The sequence below is a fragment of the Streptomyces sp. NBC_01515 genome (assembly GCF_045040345.1).
GTDB lineage: Bacteria > Actinomycetota > Actinomycetes > Streptomycetales > Streptomycetaceae > Streptomyces.
In genome coordinates, this window is record NZ_CP109416.1 from 4,038,348 (window position 1) to 4,056,905 (window position 18,558).

An 18,558-nucleotide genomic window follows, 5' to 3' on the forward strand; every position below is an offset into this window, starting at 1 on the left:
CGCAGCGTGGCGCGACAGGAGACAGCGCACGAAGCCGCTCGTCCCGGCATTCCGAAACCGGTCCACGACCTCCTGCGGAACCGCTGTGCCAGATGCCCGGCCCGTCGCTCTCTCCATCGGCGACGGGCCGGGCATCCGCGCGACCGGGCCCGCAGCCGGCCTCAGTCGCCCGACACCGCAGTCGGGCGTAAGTCTCGGGCCTGTCACCCCGGCGCGGTGTCCGGTCGGCTGCCGCCGAGGCGGTGCTCAGCCGGCCTGTCCGGCTCCGTGCCGGTCGCCGCGGGAACCACCCGGCACTTCGTTCCGGGCCGCACCCAGGACAGGTCCGCGCCCTCAAGTTCGACGAGCGCGCTCCAGCCGGAGGGCAGCTCGGTGAACTCTCCGTACGGCGGACGGTGCATCCGGACCACTCGGGCCGGGGAGGTCCGGTCACCCGGGGGGCTGTCGACCGGGGCAACAAGGGCTGGATGTTCCAGACGACGACCACCAACGACGACAGCGCCGACTTCCCCACCGCGGAAGGGGACACCAACACCGGCGCCGTGGGCACCTGGACCCACCTCCTGGTCACCTACACCGCGCCCGTGGACGGCGACGACAGCAGCGGCGTGATGTCCATCTACCAGAACGGCACCCTGATGGGGACCGCCACCAACCTCACCCCGCAGTACGACTCTCCATGCCCCTGACCATCGGCGGCTGCGTCAACAGCGCCTCGGCCACCACCCCGTACCTGGCGTTCCCCGGCTCCGTCGCCGACGTCCACGTCTACCCGCGGACGCTGTCGGCGACCGAGATCGGCGCCCTGCACTGACCCGCACCACCCCCACGGGCCCCTGCCGGTTCATCACGGCTTGGTAAGCCCGGTGTTCCCAGAGGTCGAAGGCCTCCGCCGCAAGGCAGGGGCCTTCTGCCCGAGCTGCGGTCCAGTCCGTTCAGGCCAAGTTGACACTCCGCCACCCAGAACAGACGTTGCCGCAAGGTGTTGGACACGGGGTGAAGTCGGTCCCTCAGGGCCGTACCCGAGGCGGATCACCATCTATACGTAGGAAGGGCGGGCGTCCGCCGACGCCACGAGTTGTTCGAACTCCGGTCGGCCCGGCCGGAGTTCACCTCGTGGGGCGGTCGCCGGCGTGCGGCTGCTCCAGCTGGGAGGCCAGGACCGCGGCCTGGACACGGCGCTGGACACCGAGTTTGGCCAGCAGCCGGGAGATGTGGTTCTTGACGGTCTTCTCGGAGAGGTAGAGCCTCTTGCCGATCTCGCGATTGGTCAGTCCGTCCCCGATCAGGGCGAGGATGTCCCGCTCACGGGGGGAAAGACTCGCCAACTCGGGTGAGACGGTGGGAGTTTCGGTGGGATCGGCACGCAGCGAGCGCATCAGGCGGGCCGTGGTCGCGGGGTCCAGCATCGACTGGCCCGAGGCGACCGTCCGCACCGCCGAGACCAGGTCGGAGCCTCTGATCTGCTTGAGGACATAGCCCGAGGCCCCTGCCATGATCGCGTCGAGCAGGGCGTCCTCCTCGTCGAACGACGTCAGCATCAGGCAGACCAGCTCCGGCATCTGGCTGCGCAGTTCCCGGCAGACCGTGATGCCGTCGCCGTCCGGAAGACGTACGTCGAGCACGGCGACGTCCGGGCGCAGCGCCATACAGCGGACGAGCGCGTGCTCGACGGTGTCCGCGTCGCCGACCACCGAGATGTCCGGTTCGGCGTCGAGGAGGTCGGTGACGCCGCGTCGTACGACCTCGTGGTCGTCCAGCAGGAAGACACGGATCGGGTCCTGCTCCGTGAAGGTGCGTGCCTCGGCCATGACGACCCCTCGTTCCCCGGTGGCGGACGGCCTGCGGGTTGCCCGTGAGGACGATCATTGCTCGCCGGGCCCGGATGCACTAGGGCCGACCGGCCCCAGTCGGCTTCGAAACACGTCCGCACCGGCCTGAGCCTGTTCCGCTTTGGCTTTGGGGGACACCCTGGTGTGGTGGTCGGGCTGCGAGTGCGGTTTCGTACGCGGCGGGACCGCGGGGGCGCGCCCGTGGACTTCGAGGGACGTGCCGGTGACGGACCGGACCTGCGGGAGCCCGGCCACCCTCGTACGGCCGACGGCCCCTCTGCGGCTGCGAAGCGCCGGCCGTGCTCCCCAACAGGCCCTGCGGAAAGGGCCGTTCAGCCCTGGGGTCACGGACCTTTCGGCATCCGGCGGCCGGCGCCTCACGAGACCAGAGTGAGGAGCGTCAGACACAGACCGGACACTCCCGCTTCTCCCCGAGGGGATCACCACCATGGCCGTTCACGAGCCCGCGCACCGCAGCCCGGGTTTCCGCCTGCCGTCCTCCCGCGGCAACAGCACAGCCCCTGCCTCCGCATCCGCATCCGAGACCGAGACCGAGACCGAGTCCGAGTCCGCCGTGTCGGCACACAGCCGCACCCAAGCCGCCCGGGCCTACGCCTTCGCGTCCCTGCGCCTGCTCACCGGGTTCGTCTTCCTGTGGGCCTTCCTCGACAAGACCTTCGGCCTCGGCTACGCCACCCCTTCCGGCAAGGGCTGGATCGACGGAGGCTCGCCCACCAAGGGCTTCCTGAGCTCCGTCGCCGCCGGCCCCATGGCATCCACGTTCCACTCCTGGGCCGGTGCCACCTCGGTCGACTGGCTGTTCATGCTCGGTCTGCTCGGGGTCGGGGCCGCGCTCGTCGCCGGCGTCGCACTGCGCTTCGCGGCCGTCGCGGGCACCTTGATGATGGCGTTCATGTGGGTGGCCGAGTGGCCGCCGGCCCAGCACCTCTCGGACGGCTCGCCGAGCATGTCGTCGAACCCGTTCGTGGACTACCACCTCATCTACGCCGTCGCCCTGATCGCCCTGGCCGCTGTCTCCGCCGGCGACACCCTCGGCCTCGGCAGGCTCTGGGCGAAGCTCCCGCTGGTCCGCCGTAGCCACTGGCTGCGGTGATCGCGGGAGGGACGGCGGGCTCGTCGGTGGGCCCGCCGGACCGAACACCGGCCAGGGCCGGTCGGCCCCTCGCAGGGACCTGCGGCCCCTGTCGGGCGCCTCGTCCGAGGACCAGGCTCGCATCAGGACCCCCGATCCAGGACCCCCGATCCAGAAGGTGGACATCATGACCCGCACCGTCACCGTCGGCCTCGACGGCTCCGCCGAGAGCCGGGCGGCGGCCGGGTGGGCCGCCCGCGAGGCACAGTTGCTCGGCCTGCCGCTGAAGCTGGTCCAGGTCCGGGAGCCCGTACCGGCGCCCATGGCGCAGGCACCGCTGCTCGGCGCCGAGACGCAGCAGCACCGGTCCGAGAGGATTCCCCGCGAGACGGCCGACGGCATCCGGCTGCGCCACCCCGGCCTCGACGTGACCGGCGAACAACTGTCCGGCCGGCCCGCCGACGTACTGGTGAGCGCGGCGAAGGACGCGGAGCTGCTCGTTCTCGGCTCCCGCGGTCTGGGCGGGATCGGCGGGTTCATGGTCGGCTCGGTCGGGCTGTCGGTCGTGGCGCATGCCGACCGGCCGGTGGTGTTCGTCCGCGCCGGGGAACAGGCCGCCGACGAACACGCGATGGATCCGGCCGGCATCCCGTCCGCGGCAACCCCGTTCCGGCCCGTCGTCCTCGGCCTCGACATCGAGAGCCCCGACGACGACCTGATCGGCTTCGCGTTCACCGCGGCCGTCCGCCGCGGCACCTCCCTGCGCGTCGTGCACGGCTGGAACCCGCCCGATTACTACGCCTACGGCCTGCCCGTGGACCTCGAAGTGCAGGAGGCCCTGGCACTGCGCGAGTCCACCGGCCTCACCGAGGTCCTGCGCCCGTGGCGCGAGAAGTTCCCGGAGACCGAGGTCACCGAGGAGTGCCCCTACGGCAGCTCCGGCATCCACCTCGTCGGCGCATCCCGCGAGGCCTCGCTGGTCGTCGTCGGCCGCCGCGTCCGGCGCGGCCCGCTCGGCGCCCACATCGGCTCCGTCACCCACACCGTCCTGCACCACTCCACCGCCCCCGTCGCCGTCGTCCCGCACGACTGACCCACACCTGAGGAGCAGCAACCATGAAGGCAGCGGTCGTACGAGCCTTCGGCGAACCCCTGATCATCGAGGACCGTCCCGACCCCGAGCCCGGCCCCGGCCAGGTCCGCGTGCGCGTCGAGGCGTCCGGGCTGTGCCACACCGACATCCACGCCGCCCGCGGCGACTGGCCGGTCAGGCCGAACCCGCCCTTCGTCCCCGGCCATGAGGGCGTCGGCCTGGTCGAGAAGCTCGGCGACGGCGTCACCCACCTGTCCGTCGGGCAGCGGGTGGCCGTGCCGTGGCTCGGCTGGGCCTGCGGGCGGTGCGAGCACTGCCTGTCCGGCTGGGAGACGTTGTGCGAGCAGCAGATCAACACCGGCTACGGCTGCGACGGCGGGTACGCCGAGAAGATGCTGGCCTGGGCCGACTTCGCCCGGCCGGTGCCCGACGGCGTGAGTGCCGTGGACGCCGCCCCGCTGGCCTGCGCCGGGGTGACCACGTACAAGGCGCTCAAGGTCGCCGGTGTCCGGCCCGCGCAGCTCGTCGCGATCTCCGGGATCGGCGGGCTCGGTCACCTGGCGGTGCAGTACGCGAAGATCACCGGGGCCACCGTCGCCGCGATCGACGTCACCGACGAGAAGCTCGAACTGGCCGCCGAACTCGGCGCCGACCTCGTCATCGACGCCCGCAAGGACGACGTAGGAGAGGTTCTCAAGCGGCACGGCGGCGCACACGCCGCGATCGCCCTGGCCGTGAACGAGTCCGCGTTCGCCGCCGTCAACTCGGGCCTGCGGCGCGGCGGGAAGCTCGTCATGGTCGCCCTGCCCGCGCACGGCAGCATCCAGGTGCCGATCTTCGACACCGTGCTGAACGGCACCTCGGTGATCGGCTCGATCGTCGGCACCCGGCAGGACCTCGACGAGGTCTTCCAGCTGCACGCGGCCGGCCGTACGAAGGTCATCCGCGAGACCCGCCCGCTGGCCTCCGTCAACGAGTCCATCGACGAGGTGCTGCGCGGGGAGATCAAGGCCCGGATCGTCTTCGACCTCGGCACGGGGCGGTGAGGGCGATGGACCTGCCGGTCGTCGTCGGCGTCGACGGCTCCGAGCCGAGCCTGCGCGCCGTCGACTGGGCCGCCGACGAGGCCGTACTGCGCGGGGCACCGCTACGGCTGGTGTACGCGTCGCTGTGGGAGCGGTACGAGGGCACCTCGCTCGCCACAGACCTGAACAAGCCGTCCGAGCAGGTGCGGGCCGAGGACATCGTCGCGGCCGCCGCCCGGCGCGCGCGCCACCGTCGGCCCGACGTGAAGGTCTCCACCGGTGTACTGCCCGAGGAACCCGAGTACGCGCTGGTGCGGGAGAGCCGGAGCGCCTCGCTGCTGGTGACGGGCACCCGTGGCCGCAGCGGCCTCGCCGAGGCGCTGCTGGGTTCCGTGAGCCTGATCGTGGCCGGGCACGCGCAGTGCCCGATGGTCGTCGTACGCGGCCACCACGATGACCAGGCCCCGACCGGAGCGCACGGCCGTGTCGTCGTGGGTGTCGGAGAGAAGCCGGCCGGCTCGGCGGCGGTGCGCTTCGCCTTCGAGGAGGCGCGGCGGCGGGGGGTACCCCTGGAAGCCGTACGGGCCTGGCGGTGGCCGGCGCACGAGAGCACCGACCATCCGCTGATGGCCGGCGAACCCGCCCGGCTGCACGAGCGGCGGGCGGTCGAAGCCCTGGAAGCCGCGCTCCAGGACGCTCCCGCCGACGTCGCATCGCACCGCCGTACAGCCGAGGGCCACACCCGGACCGTGCTCGTGGACGCCTCGCGGGACGCCGACCTCCTGGTCGTCGGAGCCAAGCGCCGCCCCGGCCACTACGGCCTCCAGCTGGGCCGGGTGGCCCACGGGGTCCTGCACCACTCCGCCTGCCCGGTCGTGATCGTGCCCGAGCGGATGTGACCGCGGACCGACGCCATCACCCGACGACTTACGGAGTCACCATGACCATGGTCGAAGACCAGCACGGCACCGTACTTTCCGACGACGAACTGCGCGCCCTGGACGCCCACTGGCGGGCCGCCAACTACCTTGCCGTGGGCCAGATCTACCTCCTGGCGAACTCGCTGCTCACCGAGCCCCTCAGGGCCGAGCACATCAAGCCCCGGCTGCTCGGCCACTGGGGTACCTCGCCCGGCCTCAACCTCGTGTACACCCACCTCAACCGGGTGATCAAGGCGCGCGGCCTGGACGCGCTGTGCGTGTGGGGGCCGGGGCACGGCGGGCCCGCCGTGCTCGCCAACTCCTGGCTGGAGGGCAGCTACAGCGAGACGTATCCGAACGTGTCGCGCGACGCGGCGGGGATGGACAGGCTGTTCCGGCAGTTCTCCTTCCCGGGCGGCGTGCCGAGCCACGTGGCGCCGGAGACCCCGGGGTCCATCCATGAGGGAGGCGAGCTGGGGTATTCGCTGGCGCACGCCTACGGTGCCGCCTTCGACAACCCGGGCCTGCTCGTCGCCTGTGTGATCGGCGACGGAGAAGCGGAGACGGGGCCGCTCGCCGCCGCCTGGCACTCCAACAAGTTCCTCGACCCGGTCCACGACGGCGCCGTCCTGCCGATCCTGCACCTCAACGGCTACAAGATCGCCAACCCGACCGTGCTGTCCCGCCTCCCCGAGTCCGAACTCGACGAACTGCTGAGGGGATACGGGCACGAGCCGATCCACGTGACCGGCGACGACCCGCTCCAGGTGCACCAGGCCATGGCCGCCGCGTTCGACGACGCGCTGGACCGCATCGAGGCGATGCACCTGTCCGCCCGCGAAGACGGCGTCACCGAGCGCGTGCACTGGCCCATGATCGTGCTGCGCACCCCGAAGGGCTGGACAGGACCCGCCGAGGTCGACGGCGTCCCCGTCGAGGGCACCTGGCGCGCACACCAGGTCCCGCTGTCCGAGGTACGCGAAAACCCGGAGCACCTACGGCAGTTGGAGGCGTGGCTGCGCTCCTACCACCCGGAGAAGCTGTTCGGCGCCGACGGCCGGCCGGTCGCGGATGTCCTCGCCTGCGTGCCCGAAGGCACCAAGCGCCTCGGTTCCAGCCCGTACGCCAACGGCGGGCTCCTCCTGCACGATCTGCCGATCCCGCCCCTGGACCGGTTCGCGGTGCCGGTCGACAAGCCGAGCACGACCCTGCACGAGCCGACCCGCGTTCTCGGCGACCTCCTCGAACAGGTCATGCACGACACCGCGGCGAGCCGCGACTTCCGCCTCGTAGGCCCGGACGAGACCGCCTCCAACCGCCTCCAGGCCGTCTTCAACGCCAGCGGCAAGGCCTGGCAGGCCCAACTCCTGCCGGTCGACGAGCACTTGGACCGGCACGGCCGCGTGATGGAGATCCTCTCCGAACACACCTGCCAGGGCTGGCTGGAGGGCTACCTCCTCACCGGCCGGCACGGACTGTTCTCCTGCTACGAGGCGTTCGTGCACATCGTCGACTCGATGGTCAACCAGCACATCAAGTGGCTGAAGACATCGAGGGAGTTGGCGTGGCGGGCACCCATCGCCTCCCTCAACTACCTTCTGACGTCGCACGTCTGGCGCCAGGACCACAACGGCTTCTCGCACCAGGACCCAGGCTTCGTCGACCACGTCCTCAACAAGAGCCCCGAGGTCGTCCGGGTCTACCTCCCGCCGGACGCCAACACCCTTCTCTCGGTGGCGGATCACGTCCTGCGCAGCCGCGACTACGTCAACGTGGTCGTCGCCGGCAAGCAGCCCTGCTTCGACTGGCTCTCCATCGATCAGGCCCGCGCCCACTGCGCGCGCGGCGCCGGGATCTGGGAGTGGGCCGGCACCGAGAACGGCGGCGAACCGGACGTCGTCCTCGCCTGCGCCGGTGACGTACCCACCCTGGAGGTGCTGGCCGCCGCCCAGCTGCTGCGCCGTCACCTGCCCGATCTCGCCGTCCGCCTCGTGAATGTGGTGGACATGACGAGGCTCATGCCCCGCGACGAACACCCGCACGGCATGGGCGACTTCGAGTACGACGGCCTGTTCACCCAGGACAAGCCGGTGATCTTCGCCTACCACGGCTACCCGTGGCTCATCCACCGGCTCGCCTACCGCCGCACGGGCCACGCCAACCTGCACGTGCGCGGCTACAAGGAGATGGGGACGACCACGACCCCCTTCGACATGGTCGTGCGCAACGACATGGACCGCTACCGCCTGGTCATGGACGTCATCGACCGCGTCCCGGGACTCGGTGTCCGCGCCGCCGCCGTACGCCAGACCATGGCCGACGCCCGCACCCGCCACCACGCCTGGATCCGCGAACACGGCACCGACCTGCCCGAGGTCGCCGACTGGACCTGGACCGGCTGAAGCCCCCGCACCGACCGCGCGTGTCCCCGTACGACGCCGCTGTGATCGGCGGCGGGAAAGGGACGACCCCGTTCCATGGGGCACCACGGTGACGGGCGAGTACAAGGGCCGCTCGCGGTGAACACAGGGCCTGTCGGCCCTACTGCCCGCGGGCCCGGGCGGAGCAGGCTCGTGGTGAGACCAACACAAAAGGACTCGCGCCTCCCGGTGCCCCACTGCGGCGACGCCTCGCCGGACCTGGTGATCCGTCGCCACGGTCCATCCTCCGAGGGAGCGAAAACATGACCACCTTGATCACTGTCCTGGTGGTACTCGTCGTCCTGACACTGATCGGGCTGGCGACGGCGATCCGTGTCGTCCGGCAGTACGAGAAGGGCGTCCTGTTCCGGTTCGGCCGGCTGGTCGGCCCGCGCGCACCCGGGCTGCGGTTCATCGTCCCCTTCGTCGACGTCCTGCACCGTGTCTCGCTGCGCATCGTGACCATGCCGATCCAGTCCCAGGGCATCATCACGCGCGACAACGTCAGCGTCGACGTCTCCGCCGTGGCCTACTTCCGCGTGGTCGACGCGGTCAAGTCGGTCATCGCGATCGAGAACGTGAACTCCGCGATCGACCAGATCGCCCAGACCACCCTGCGGAAGGTCGTCGGCCGGCACACCCTGGACGAAACCCTGTCCGAGACCGACCGCATCAACCTGGACATCCGTCAGATCCTGGACGTCACCACCGTCGAGTGGGGCGTGGAGGTCACCCTGGTCGAGCTCAAGGACATCCAGCTGCCCGAGTCCATGAAACGGGCGATGGCCAGGCAGGCCGAGGCCGAGCGGGAGAAGCGCGCCAAGATCATCAGCGCCGAGGGCGAGTCCCTGGCCGCCGCCGCCCTGGGCGACGCCTCCGACACGATGATGGCCCACCCGCTCGCCCTGCAACTGCGCAACCTGCAGAGCCTGGTCGAGATCGGTGTGGACAAGAACACCACGGTCGTCTTCCCCGCACCGCTGATGAGCACCATCGGAGAACTCGGCGCCTTCCTCGCCCGCGAGGCGACCGCGGCCACCGTCACACCATCGACGGCTCCCCTGCCCGCCCCGGCCCTGGACCCGCCCGAGCCCGCTCGCGTGCCGACGCCCAACGGAGCGCCCCGGCCCGTGTGAGTGCCCTGTCGGCGCGAAAGCCGCGGTGCCCACGGCGCAGGTCCGACGGCCGGGGTCACCGCATCACGGTCCGCGTGCCCGCGCGCGGTCCGACGAAAGGACGTGACGGCCATGCCCGAACAGACACGGATCGACTCCGCTACGCCGACGGAACATCCCTTGGGTGACCTGGGACGACGCCTCGCCACCCGGCGTGCGCAGTCGGGCCTGACCCGGCCGGAGACAGCCACCCGGGCCGGTATGGCGCCCAGCTATCTGAAGTACCTTGAGGAGCATCCCGGTGCCACGCCGGGCAGGGGCACGCTTCTCAGCCTGGCCGCCGCCCTGGAGACCACGGTGTCGGAACTCACGGGCGGGACCGCCGATCTGCCGCCCGGTCTCGAACAGGCCGCCGGCAGCCCCGAGTTCACGGAGCTGAGCACGGACGAGTGCAGGTCCCTCCTCGGCACGCACGGCGTAGGAAGAATCGCGGTGTCGACCGACTCGGGGCCCCTCGTCGTGCCGGTCAACTACAGCGTCGTCGACGGCGCGATCGTCTTCCGCACAGCCTCCGGTACGACGCCCTCACTGGCCGCCGGCCAGCAGGTGGCCTTCGAGGTCGACCGCATCGACGACGCGTTCAGCCGGGGCTGGAGTGTGCTCGTGCGGGGGCGTGGGCGAGCGGTGACGGACCCCGACGAGGCACGCCGGCTGGCGGACGGTGCCCACAGCGGGCCGTGGGCGGGAGGCGAGCGCGAACTGTGGATGCGGGTCGACATGCAGGCGGTCACGGGACGCCGGATCACCGTGTGACGAAGCCGTCGTCGTCCGAACAGACCCCGGACGGACGGCACTTACCGCATCGCGAGCCGAACGGCCCTGTCCCAAGGGGCCGTTCGGCGTTCCGACGGGGGGACCCGCGGCTCCTGCCCCAGGCACACGTCCTGGGCGCACCCAGAGCCCGCAGAAGGGAAACAGGTCCATGACTCTCCCCCACGTGGTCGTCGGAGTGGACGGCTCACTGGTCTCCGTACGGGCGTTGGACCAGGCCGCCGAGGAAGCGGCACGGCGCGGTACCGCGCTGCGCGTGGTGTTCGCCGTGTCCGACCGCGACGAAGCCGGTCCGGTCCTCGCCTTCGCCGCCTCGCGCGTCCATGAACGGCACCCCGCCCTGCCGGTGGAGACCAGGGCCGTGGAGGACGGCGTCGTACGGGCGCTGGCCCGCGAGAGCGCGGACGCGGTGCTCACGGTCATCGGCACGCGGGGACTCGGCACACTGACCGGTCTCGTGTGCGGCGCGGTGAGCGCGCGGCTGGCCACGCGGGCACACGGTCCGCTGCTGGTCGTACGCGGAGAACGCCCGCACCTCGACCGTTGTGACGTGCTGCTCGGTCTGGAGGCCGACACCGGCACAACGGCGGCCCTGTACGCCCTCGACGAGGCCGACCGGCGAGGCGCGCGCCTGCGTGTCCTGCACTCCGGGACACACCGGCACCCGCCCGTCGAACTGCCCTCGCCGATACCGGCGACGAGCCCCGGACGGGAGCGCCGCCCGAGCCCGGAGGCCGAGAGCCGGACGATCCGTACCGCCCCGGCGCACGCGCTGGTGGAGGCCACCAAGGACGCCGCCGTCGTGGTCATCGGATCGCACCGGCCGGGCAGCCGGGACGGCGGTCACCTGGGGCCGGTCGCGGACGCTCTCCTGCACCACTCGCACTGCCCCGTGGTCGTCGTCCCCACCGGGTGACCGGCGCCGGTCCTCCCGCCCCCGGCGGCCGGGCACAGTTCAGACCGTGCCCGGCGGGCCGTCGGCGCTGAGCCGGATACCGGTGACCAGGTCGGGCCGGACCCGGATCATCTGATCCATGGCCGTCTCCACCCACGGCCGCAACATCGCCTGACAGCGGGCCAGTTCGGCGGGATCGGTCACGAGCCGGGCATACCCCGTCACCACCACGCTCCAGCCGAGACGCGAGTCCGCGTCGACGACGTCGGCCTCGTAGGCGACGACGGCACCAGGGGCGTCGGCCCGCCCGGTGTACGAGGTCAGGGCGGAACCCTGATGGGTGCGGATGACGATGTCCCCGTGGTCCAGCACATGGTTGACCGGGCGTACGGTCGGCAGCGCGTGCCGGGTGAAGACGATCCTCCCCAGAGACACGCTGCCCAGCAGCCGCAGCGCCTCGGCACTGTCGAGCTCGACACGGCGACGGGGACGGGGACGGGGACCCACGAGGGCCGGATGGATCGGTTGGCTGTCGTCCTTGACCATGGCGGGCTTCCATACCGTTAGGTACACGCTTGTCGAACTGCTGGGTGAACGGGCGGAGCGACACCGCGGGGGATCGGTGCCGCTCCCGCCTCCAGCGTCTCCCGGGCCTCGGCCCGCTCCAAGGGCCGGACGGGCCCAGATCAGGGCCCGGACGGCCCCCACCCGACCGGGGAGGAACCACTCCGGTCACCGCCGCCGACGGTCGTGTCCTGGGCGTTCGCATCCCTGGCGGTCATGTGCCGCGCTCCCTGCGGTCGTTGGTCGGTGCTGTCGGCTCCGTGCCGCGCCGCAGGCCCGCTTCCGGACGAGTCACCGGGACCCGGATTCGTTCCCGACATGGTTCCAGCGTCGGACGAAGCCGGTCGGCCCGGGCAGGTGCTGTCCGTCCCCACCGCAGGGCCGAACGGCCCCAGCGCGCCCCGCGCCGGGCGGGAGCGGCCACGGGACCCGGTACCACCGGCTCCGCTCCGATCCATACCGTCGCGCGCCCTGTGCCGGTAGCGTGAGCCACATCCGGAGCGGTGGGTGCCCACCCGCCACACAACCGGAGGAGGCACAGGTGGGAAGCCCCGAGGAACCCCGGGCGGCCCGCATACGGCTGCCGCAGCTGAAGCTGGACGAACTGCTGGAGGAGCTGCAGGCACGGCTGGACGCCGCCCGCGGCACCCGCGACCGGGTGCACAGCCTGCTGGAGGCGGTGCTCTCCGTCGGCAGGGAGCTGGAACTGGAGCAGGCCCTGCACAGCATCGTCGAAGCGGCGGCGGTCCTGGTCGACGCGGAGTACGCCGCGCTCGGCGTGATCACCCCGGACGGCAAGGCCCTGTCGGCCTTCCGCACCGTCGGGGTCACCGAGGAGCAGATCGCCGAGATCGGCCCGTATCCGGAGGGCCACGGCATCCTGGGTGAGCTGATCCGTCGTCCCGAGCCGCTGCGTCTCGCGAAGATCTCCGAGCACCCCGCCTCGTACGGTTTTCCGCCCAACCACCCGCCGATGAACAGCTTCCTGGGCGTTCCCATCCGGGTTCGAGACCAGGTCTTCGGGAACCTCTACCTCACCGAGAAGCGCGGCGGGGCGCAGTTCGACGACGAGGACGAGTCGGTCCTGTCCACCCTGGCCGTGGCGGCCGGGGTCGCGATCGACAACGCCCGCCTGTACGAGGAGTCCCGGCTGCGGGAACGCTGGCTGCGGGCGAACGCGGAGATCACCCACAACCTGATATCCGGCGATTCCCGCACCGAGATCCTCGCCCTGATCGCCGAACGGGCCGGCGAGATCACGGGCTCCGCCCTGACGGCGGTCGCGCTGCCGATGGAGGACACCGCGTCGCTCGTCGTGGAGATCGCCGTCGGGCTGGACGCCGAGGCACACCAGGGGCTCGTCCTGTCCATGGACCGCAGTCTGATGGGGCTGGCCTTCGCCGGCGCCGCCCCGGTCACCAGCGCGGACGTCGCCCATGACGGTCGCATCTCCCTGGACCCGCCGCGCTTCGGGGGACTCGGCCCCGCCGTGGCCGTGCCCATCGGCACCGGTGCGGCGGGGGTGCGCGGCGTGGTCCTGCTGGTGCGGGACGCCGGGCGGCAGCCCTTCTCCGCGATGGAGACCGAGACCCTGCAGACCTTCGCCGCCCAGGCCGCCATCGGGATGGAACTGGCCGAACGCCGTCGGGACGCCGAGCGGATCGCGGTGCTCCAGGACCGCGACCGCATCGCCCGCGACCTGCACGACCTCGCCATCCAACGGCTGTTCGCCACCGGCATGACCCTCCAGAGCGCGGGCCGCTTCATCGAACACCCCGAGGCCGCCGAGCGCGTCGCGCGCGCGGTGGACGACCTCGACGAGACGATCAAGATCATCAGGTCTACGATCTTCGGGCTCCGTTCACGCGAAGGCACCGGCGGGGACGGGCTGCGGGCGCGCGTGGTGCGGATCGTGGGCGAGGCGGCACCGGTGCTGGGCTTCGCGCCCAGCGTGCGGATGGAGGGGCTGGTGGAGACCCGGGTGCCGCGGGAGATCGCCGACCACCTGATCGCCGTACTCTCCGAGGCCCTCACCAACATCGCCCGGCACGCGCACGCCGGCCGTGCCGGTGTCTCCCTCACGGCCGACTCCCACCAGGTCCGTCTGACGGTCACGGACAACGGCGTCGGGATCCCGGCCGACGGCCGCCGCAGTGGCCTGCGGAACATGGCGGAGCGGGCCCAACAGCTGGGCGGGGAGCTGGAGTTGAGCAGTCCGTCCGACGGCGGGACCACGCTGGTGTGGTGGGTGCCGGTACCGACGGAGTAGCGGATCGCCGGATGACAGGGCCCGAAGCAGGGCCGGACGGCGTGCGCCAGGGACCCACCCGGCCCTGTCGAGCCCACCGCGCCGAGGGAGAACCTGAGGCATGGAAAGCACCATCCGCGCCGCCCGAGCGGCGCACCCAGGTTCTGACACCGCGCGAGGGAAAGGGAGATCCGTCATGAGCGGCCCGGTCGTGGTAGGAGTCGATGGCTCGCAGTCGGGCATGGCCGCGGTGGAGACCGCCGCGCAGGAGGCCGATCGGATCGGAGTGGAACTCCGGTTGACGCACGCCTTCGCGTGGTCGTCGGACCAGGTGTCACCCGGTGTTCCGCCCTGGGACCAGGGCGGGGCCGGAGCATGCCGTGTGGTGAAGGGCGCGATGGCCGAGGCCAGGCGATGGGCCCTCCGTGCGGCGCCTGATGTCCGTGTCACGCAGGAAGTCCTCATGGGATCCCCCGTGGCGGTGCTGGAGTCCGGATCCCGTGACGCGTGCCTCGTCGTGGTCGGCAACCACCCGACAGGCAGGACCGGTTCGCTGCGCCCCGACTCGGTCGCCGGGCAGTTGGCAGCCCATGGACGTTCCCCGGTGCTGGTGGTGCGAGGCAGGCCCGACCCCAGCGGTCCCGTCGTACTGGTGGGCGGCCACGGACAGGAGGTCCCGGCCGCGGTGGAATTCGCCTACGCCGAGGCATCGGCCCGTGGCGCGGACCTGCTGGTGCTGGACAGCACGACCGTCCGGAACGGCCGGGCGCGCAAGGGCTTCGCCGACAGTCTGTCCGTGCAGCGGGAGAAGCACCCGGACGTCGTCACACACCATGCCCGCGTCCGCCGCGGACTCCGCCGGGCGCTCATCGAGACGAGTACCCGAGCACAGCTCGTCGTGGTCGGCTCACGTAGCCGCGGCCGTCTCGCGGGCGCGCTGCTGAGCCCGGTCGGCCGGGCGGCACAGCGGCACGCGGACTGCCCTGTCGCCGTGATCCCCTTGAGCAAGGGGTGACCGGGGCGGCGCCGATGCCGCGCGCCGACCGACCACGGAACTCAGAGACCGTCCGCCAGGAGCCCCGGCCTCTGAGGCAGGTTCGACCACCCAACGTTCACCACGGCACCCGCACCGAAGGGCATCGCGCCTGCCCCTCGAAGGCGGTCGGAGCACCGTGTTCGCGACGACGGACGAGTCACACGGCTGAGCCGTTTCCCCGCGCCCCGAATCCGGAGTTCAACGTGTCGCGGAGGCCACGCACGGCAGGTGCACCGCCATACGCACCACAAGGTCCGTGCAGGTCAGAACTGTTCGAACTACCAACGCCAGCACCGCTGTTGAACTCACGCGCAGCGGATTCACTCCGTTGACCCAAAGCCCTGAATCCGAACGCCTGATGAGACGTTTCCTGTTCCTGTCCTTGTGGCCCCTCAATGGCCCCTGGGAGTCGACGAGTTGGACGCTCACCACAGCAGCAGCCGCGTCCGCCCAGTTCAGCCAAGGGGATCGGACTCTCGTACAGCGGATTCGCTTGCCACCGCGACGATGCTCCACCCATGGTCCGGAGTGGAGCATCACCCCTGGCGCCAAGAGGCGAGCTTGACCACCGGCCTGCGCATGAACCTGGGCCGCAGCTTGCCGATCGTGTCAGCCGAGGACGTAGGTCTCATCACCGAAGTCGGCGACGATCTTCAGTTTGCCGCCGAGGGCCTTGACGTAGGCGGCGAGGGTGTCGACCTCACTGCGCTCCAGTTGACCCTTCTCGATGCGTGAGACGCGGGCCTGGGTGACACCCATGGCTTCGGCAACCTGGACCTGTGTGGTGTGCTGCCGCTTCCGCAACTCGGCAAGACGGTGGACGCGGGAGGCCAGGACCATCGCCTGCGCCCCCTTCTGGATCTGGTCCTTTTCGGCATCGGTAAAGGCGAAATCCTCGGCCAGGTCTCCCCAGGAGACGGCCTGCGGGTCCTTGAGGTGATCAGTCATCGTGCCCCGTCCTCTCCATCGATTCGCTTCAGATGCTCCGCGTACGCCTGCTCCGCCTGGGGCACCGCGACGCGGTACCAGCCGGACCAGTTGCCCGCCTTGTCACCGCCGACCAGGATCACGGCCTGGCGATCCGGGTCGAACACGAACAACAACCGCACTTCCGTGGACCCTGCCGAGCCAGGGCGGAGCTCCTTGAGGTTCGACAGCCCCGAGCCCTTGATCGTGTCCACCAAAGGCCGACCCAGCGCGGGACCTTCCTCCTGAAGGGCAGTGACAGCCTGACTGACCTGAATCAGGGTGTCGCGGTCGGTACGGCGCAGGCCGTGAAGCCACGAAAGAGCCGGCTCGACCACGACAATCTTCCACGCCATGCGCGCGTCCCCCATCTGCAATTTATTACACTGGTAGCATACACCACTGGCGTCATAGTTGCAGGTATGGGACCAGGCCGGCCCGGTCAGGTTGGCCAACCCTCAGGTCTTGTATCAAGAGGCGGCGCGGGTGCGATCGGCGTCGACGGGGTTGGGAAGAGTTCGACGTTCTCCCGCTGCCCGGCGATGACGGCATCAACCATGCCGGACACCGTGGGGAGGCCGTAGACGGTGCAGAACAGTTCCAGGCGTCTACGGCAGTCGGGCGGTTCCGGGAAGCGCAGCCACCGCAGGCACTCGGCGTCGCTGCGGAAGGGGGCACCGTACTCGAGCGTGTAGGCCACATCGTGCAGTCACTGAGCCGGGCGTGCGAATTCCCAGTCGATGATCCGCCCGTGCCGACGGCCCAGGCCTCTCTCCCGCGGACGCATCGCCCGCCCGTCACCTCCGTGGTTCCCGACAACTCACAGCCCGTGCCGGTCGAGGATCTTCATCAGCTTGCGCCTGCGCCTCAGTTCCGCCCGCAGGGCGACGACATACGCAGTGAACTCGTCCTGGGTGCCCAACGCCCGGTGACAGTCGCGAGCGCCCAGCAGCAGCTGCGCCATGCGCTCGTAGACTCCATCCCCGGTCGGCTCCTTGAGTGGCTCGACCAGCCGCAGGTATACCGCGAGCGCGTCGGCCGGGCGCACCTCGCGCGAGCGGTCGGCGAGCCACTGCCACTGCCGGTCGTCAGCGCAGTCGGCCGCCTCCCGCCAGGCAGCGTCCAGGTCGCCGTCGTCGAGCAGCGCGTCGATCAGCGTGGGCCCGCCGTACGAGCCGCCATGCTCCCGGCCGACGTCGTCCCGCAGGACCGCGAGTGCTGTCTTCCGCTCGGCCCCCCAACAGCCCGCAGCCCAGGCGGCGGCACGCAACTGCTGGTAAGCGGCGAGGGACCGCTCTGCCCGGAACCGGTCCCGGCGGACCACTACCGTCTCGGCCACACGAGCCGCCCGCGTATAGCGGTCGCATACGTAGTCGACCAGGCGGCCGTCGACATGGGCCTCGATGACGGTGTCCCGCAGCCCGCGCTCGGCCCACGCCAGCGCCTCGTCCGCGCGGCCCGCCGCATCAAGCTCCTCGGCGATGCGCAGATGCGTGGCACCGGACGGGACCAGGTCCATCGCGTACAGGGCGACCAGCGCGTCCGCGTCGCCCTCCGCCTTGACCAGACGCTCCATCAGATACCGTTCCGCCCAGCCGCGCGGGCTGCGCCGCCGCGCCTCGGCCGCCAGCTGCCGCATACGGGCCAGTCCGGTCGGCCCCAGGATGTCGGCGTAATCGAGCGGATCGAGGTCCGTCGCGTCGTTCCCGTCGCTGAGCACCTGCCCGACCAGCCACTCGGCCAGCCGCTCCGGGTCCGGGCGCCCGACATCGCACGCCTCCAGATGTGCCTCGGCCAGCGCAGCGACCGCCTGCCCGACCACGCCGTCGGAGTCGTCGATCTCCGCGTAGGCCTCCCCCAGCGCCCGGATCGCCTCCTCGGCCAGGCCGACCGCCTGGCCCCCCAGACCTCCGGAAGCCAGGGCACGCAGCGCGTCCGCCGCCTCCGCGACCTGCCGGGCGTACCCGGGGGCGTCCGCGTACTCGACGTACCCGTACCGGGCGAAGGGCCGCGGATCGATCAGCGCCAGGATCCGGTCCCGGACCGCGCCCGTGTCGGAGCGCGCGGCAGCGGCCCGCAGTTCCAGCCGCCGACGCAGCTCTCGGTCTTCGCCGATCTGTTCCCGTACCAGCGCGAGCAGTTCGTCACGGGACAGGGCCGTGAGCCACGTCTCCAGGTCTGAGGATCGCGCCCGGGCAGCGGCCCGCTGACGCGGGATCGATTCCGCCTGCCCCAGCACGGTCAGCCCCACCGCCACGCAGTGCTTGCAGAAGTTGCCCTCCTGCCCGTACGGGCAGTCGCACCACCCGGAGACGCCGGCACCCCTGCCCAGGGTGAGCTCCACGTCATAGACATCCGTCCCGTGCACGACCGCGGTGACCGAGCCGTCCCCCACCTCCACACCGCTCACCGCGTCCAGATACCCCAGCCCTCGCTCGAAGGACCGAGCCCCCGCCAGTGCCCGCAGATCGTCCTCGCCGAATCCCGCAACGCTCCGTGCCACACCGGTATTCAACCGCT

At 71.2% G+C, this 18,558-nt stretch carries 19 protein-coding genes; 12 read left to right on the plus strand and 7 right to left on the minus strand.

Features of this window, described 5'->3' with window-relative positions:
* Positions 1-203 precede the first annotated feature (203 nt).
* On the minus strand, positions 204-401 hold the full coding sequence (locus OG407_RS17835; protein ID WP_405859192.1) for a hypothetical protein: 198 nt from the start codon (positions 399-401) through the stop codon (positions 204-206).
* Positions 402-467: 66 nt separating this feature from the next.
* Between OG407_RS17835 and OG407_RS17840 the strand changes: the two genes are divergently transcribed.
* On the plus strand, positions 468-689 hold the full coding sequence (locus tag OG407_RS17840; protein ID WP_405859194.1) for a LamG-like jellyroll fold domain-containing protein: 222 nt from the start codon (positions 468-470) through the stop codon (positions 687-689).
* Positions 680-814 (plus strand): hypothetical protein, encoded by a 135-nt coding sequence (locus OG407_RS17845; protein WP_405859196.1) that lies wholly within the window; start codon positions 680-682, stop codon positions 812-814. Before OG407_RS17840 ends, OG407_RS17845 begins: the two co-directional genes overlap by 10 nt.
* A 295-nt stretch (positions 815-1,109) precedes the next feature.
* Here OG407_RS17845 and OG407_RS17850 read toward each other — a convergent pair whose 3' ends face one another.
* On the minus strand, positions 1,110-1,811 hold the full coding sequence (locus OG407_RS17850; protein WP_405859198.1) for a response regulator: 702 nt from the start codon (positions 1,809-1,811) through the stop codon (positions 1,110-1,112).
* Positions 1,812-2,280: 469 nt separating this feature from the next.
* On the opposite strand from OG407_RS17850, the gene OG407_RS17855 reads away from it, so the two are divergent.
* The 8 genes from OG407_RS17855 (at position 2,281) to OG407_RS17890 (ending at position 11,245) form a co-directional block, all read left to right on the plus strand.
* Complete coding sequence (locus tag OG407_RS17855) at positions 2,281-2,946, plus strand: hypothetical protein (RefSeq protein ID WP_405859200.1); 666 nt, start codon at positions 2,281-2,283, stop codon at positions 2,944-2,946.
* Positions 2,947-3,112: 166 nt separating this feature from the next.
* The gene (locus tag OG407_RS17860; RefSeq protein WP_405859202.1) at positions 3,113-4,018 is read left to right on the plus strand and encodes a universal stress protein; all 906 of its coding nucleotides are present in this window, start codon (positions 3,113-3,115) and stop codon (positions 4,016-4,018) included.
* Positions 4,019-4,041: 23 nt separating this feature from the next.
* Positions 4,042-5,064, plus strand: a complete 1,023-nt coding sequence (locus OG407_RS17865) for a zinc-dependent alcohol dehydrogenase (RefSeq protein WP_405859204.1) — start codon at positions 4,042-4,044, stop codon at positions 5,062-5,064.
* A 5-nt stretch (positions 5,065-5,069) separates the two neighbouring features.
* Positions 5,070-5,942, plus strand: coding sequence for a universal stress protein (locus tag OG407_RS17870; RefSeq protein WP_405859206.1), 873 nt, complete (start codon positions 5,070-5,072; stop codon positions 5,940-5,942).
* 41 nt (positions 5,943-5,983) lie between these two features.
* Positions 5,984-8,365 carry a phosphoketolase gene (locus tag OG407_RS17875; RefSeq protein ID WP_405859208.1) on the plus strand — a complete coding sequence of 794 codons (2,382 nt, stop codon included), beginning with the start codon at positions 5,984-5,986 and terminating at the stop codon, positions 8,363-8,365.
* 281 nt (positions 8,366-8,646) lie between these two features.
* Complete coding sequence (locus tag OG407_RS17880) at positions 8,647-9,519, plus strand: slipin family protein (protein WP_405859210.1); 873 nt, start codon at positions 8,647-8,649, stop codon at positions 9,517-9,519.
* A gap of 111 nt (positions 9,520-9,630) precedes the next feature.
* On the plus strand, positions 9,631-10,311 hold the full coding sequence (locus OG407_RS17885) for a helix-turn-helix domain-containing protein (RefSeq protein ID WP_405859212.1): 681 nt from the start codon (positions 9,631-9,633) through the stop codon (positions 10,309-10,311).
* Between the two features lie 169 nt (positions 10,312-10,480).
* Positions 10,481-11,245 (plus strand): universal stress protein, encoded by a 765-nt coding sequence (locus OG407_RS17890; RefSeq protein ID WP_405859214.1) that lies wholly within the window; start codon positions 10,481-10,483, stop codon positions 11,243-11,245.
* A gap of 39 nt (positions 11,246-11,284) precedes the next feature.
* Here OG407_RS17890 and OG407_RS17895 read toward each other — a convergent pair whose 3' ends face one another.
* A complete protein-coding gene (locus OG407_RS17895; RefSeq protein WP_405859216.1) occupies positions 11,285-11,770 on the minus strand; it encodes a pyridoxamine 5'-phosphate oxidase family protein in 486 nt (161 codons plus the stop codon).
* A 559-nt stretch (positions 11,771-12,329) separates the two neighbouring features.
* On the opposite strand from OG407_RS17895, the gene OG407_RS17900 reads away from it, so the two are divergent.
* Complete coding sequence (locus OG407_RS17900) at positions 12,330-14,057, plus strand: GAF domain-containing protein (RefSeq protein ID WP_405859218.1); 1,728 nt, start codon at positions 12,330-12,332, stop codon at positions 14,055-14,057.
* A gap of 175 nt (positions 14,058-14,232) precedes the next feature.
* Positions 14,233-15,051 carry a universal stress protein gene (locus tag OG407_RS17905; protein ID WP_405859220.1) on the plus strand — a complete coding sequence of 273 codons (819 nt, stop codon included), beginning with the start codon at positions 14,233-14,235 and terminating at the stop codon, positions 15,049-15,051.
* 630 nt (positions 15,052-15,681) lie between these two features.
* Here OG407_RS17905 and OG407_RS17910 read toward each other — a convergent pair.
* The 4 genes from OG407_RS17910 to OG407_RS17925 all read right to left on the minus strand — a co-directional run bounded on the left by OG407_RS17910 (position 15,682) and on the right by OG407_RS17925 (position 18,541).
* On the minus strand, positions 15,682-16,020 hold the full coding sequence (locus OG407_RS17910; protein ID WP_079662454.1) for a helix-turn-helix domain-containing protein: 339 nt from the start codon (positions 16,018-16,020) through the stop codon (positions 15,682-15,684).
* Complete coding sequence (locus tag OG407_RS17915) at positions 16,017-16,394, minus strand: type II toxin-antitoxin system RelE/ParE family toxin (protein WP_405859222.1); 378 nt, start codon at positions 16,392-16,394, stop codon at positions 16,017-16,019. Before OG407_RS17915 ends, OG407_RS17910 begins: the two co-directional genes overlap by 4 nt.
* An 86-nt stretch (positions 16,395-16,480) precedes the next feature.
* A complete protein-coding gene (locus tag OG407_RS17920; protein WP_405859224.1) occupies positions 16,481-16,738 on the minus strand; it encodes a hypothetical protein in 258 nt (85 codons plus the stop codon).
* 120 nt (positions 16,739-16,858) lie between these two features.
* Complete coding sequence (locus OG407_RS17925) at positions 16,859-18,541, minus strand: SWIM zinc finger domain-containing protein (RefSeq protein WP_405859226.1); 1,683 nt, start codon at positions 18,539-18,541, stop codon at positions 16,859-16,861.
* Positions 18,542-18,558: the final 17 nt, after the last annotated feature.

Bases quoted from the DNA above. Each gene is read 5' to 3' on its own strand.
- OG407_RS17835 (WP_405859192.1), bottom strand. From the start codon at position 401: ATGCACCGTCCGCCGTACGGAGAGTTCACCGAGCTGCCCTCCGGCTGG.
- OG407_RS17840 (WP_405859194.1), top strand. From the start codon at position 468: ATGTTCCAGACGACGACCACCAACGACGACAGCGCCGACTTCCCCACC.
- OG407_RS17845 (WP_405859196.1), top strand. From the start codon at position 680: ATGCCCCTGACCATCGGCGGCTGCGTCAACAGCGCCTCGGCCACCACC.
- OG407_RS17850 (WP_405859198.1), bottom strand. From the start codon at position 1,811: ATGGCCGAGGCACGCACCTTCACGGAGCAGGACCCGATCCGTGTCTTC.
- OG407_RS17855 (WP_405859200.1), top strand. From the start codon at position 2,281: ATGGCCGTTCACGAGCCCGCGCACCGCAGCCCGGGTTTCCGCCTGCCG.
- OG407_RS17860 (WP_405859202.1), top strand. From the start codon at position 3,113: ATGACCCGCACCGTCACCGTCGGCCTCGACGGCTCCGCCGAGAGCCGG.
- OG407_RS17865 (WP_405859204.1), top strand. From the start codon at position 4,042: ATGAAGGCAGCGGTCGTACGAGCCTTCGGCGAACCCCTGATCATCGAG.
- OG407_RS17870 (WP_405859206.1), top strand. From the start codon at position 5,070: ATGGACCTGCCGGTCGTCGTCGGCGTCGACGGCTCCGAGCCGAGCCTG.
- OG407_RS17875 (WP_405859208.1), top strand. From the start codon at position 5,984: ATGACCATGGTCGAAGACCAGCACGGCACCGTACTTTCCGACGACGAA.
- OG407_RS17880 (WP_405859210.1), top strand. From the start codon at position 8,647: ATGACCACCTTGATCACTGTCCTGGTGGTACTCGTCGTCCTGACACTG.
- OG407_RS17885 (WP_405859212.1), top strand. From the start codon at position 9,631: ATGCCCGAACAGACACGGATCGACTCCGCTACGCCGACGGAACATCCC.
- OG407_RS17890 (WP_405859214.1), top strand. From the start codon at position 10,481: ATGACTCTCCCCCACGTGGTCGTCGGAGTGGACGGCTCACTGGTCTCC.
- OG407_RS17895 (WP_405859216.1), bottom strand. From the start codon at position 11,770: ATGGTCAAGGACGACAGCCAACCGATCCATCCGGCCCTCGTGGGTCCC.
- OG407_RS17905 (WP_405859220.1), top strand. From the start codon at position 14,233: ATGAGCGGCCCGGTCGTGGTAGGAGTCGATGGCTCGCAGTCGGGCATG.
- OG407_RS17910 (WP_079662454.1), bottom strand. From the start codon at position 16,020: ATGACTGATCACCTCAAGGACCCGCAGGCCGTCTCCTGGGGAGACCTG.
- OG407_RS17915 (WP_405859222.1), bottom strand. From the start codon at position 16,394: ATGGCGTGGAAGATTGTCGTGGTCGAGCCGGCTCTTTCGTGGCTTCAC.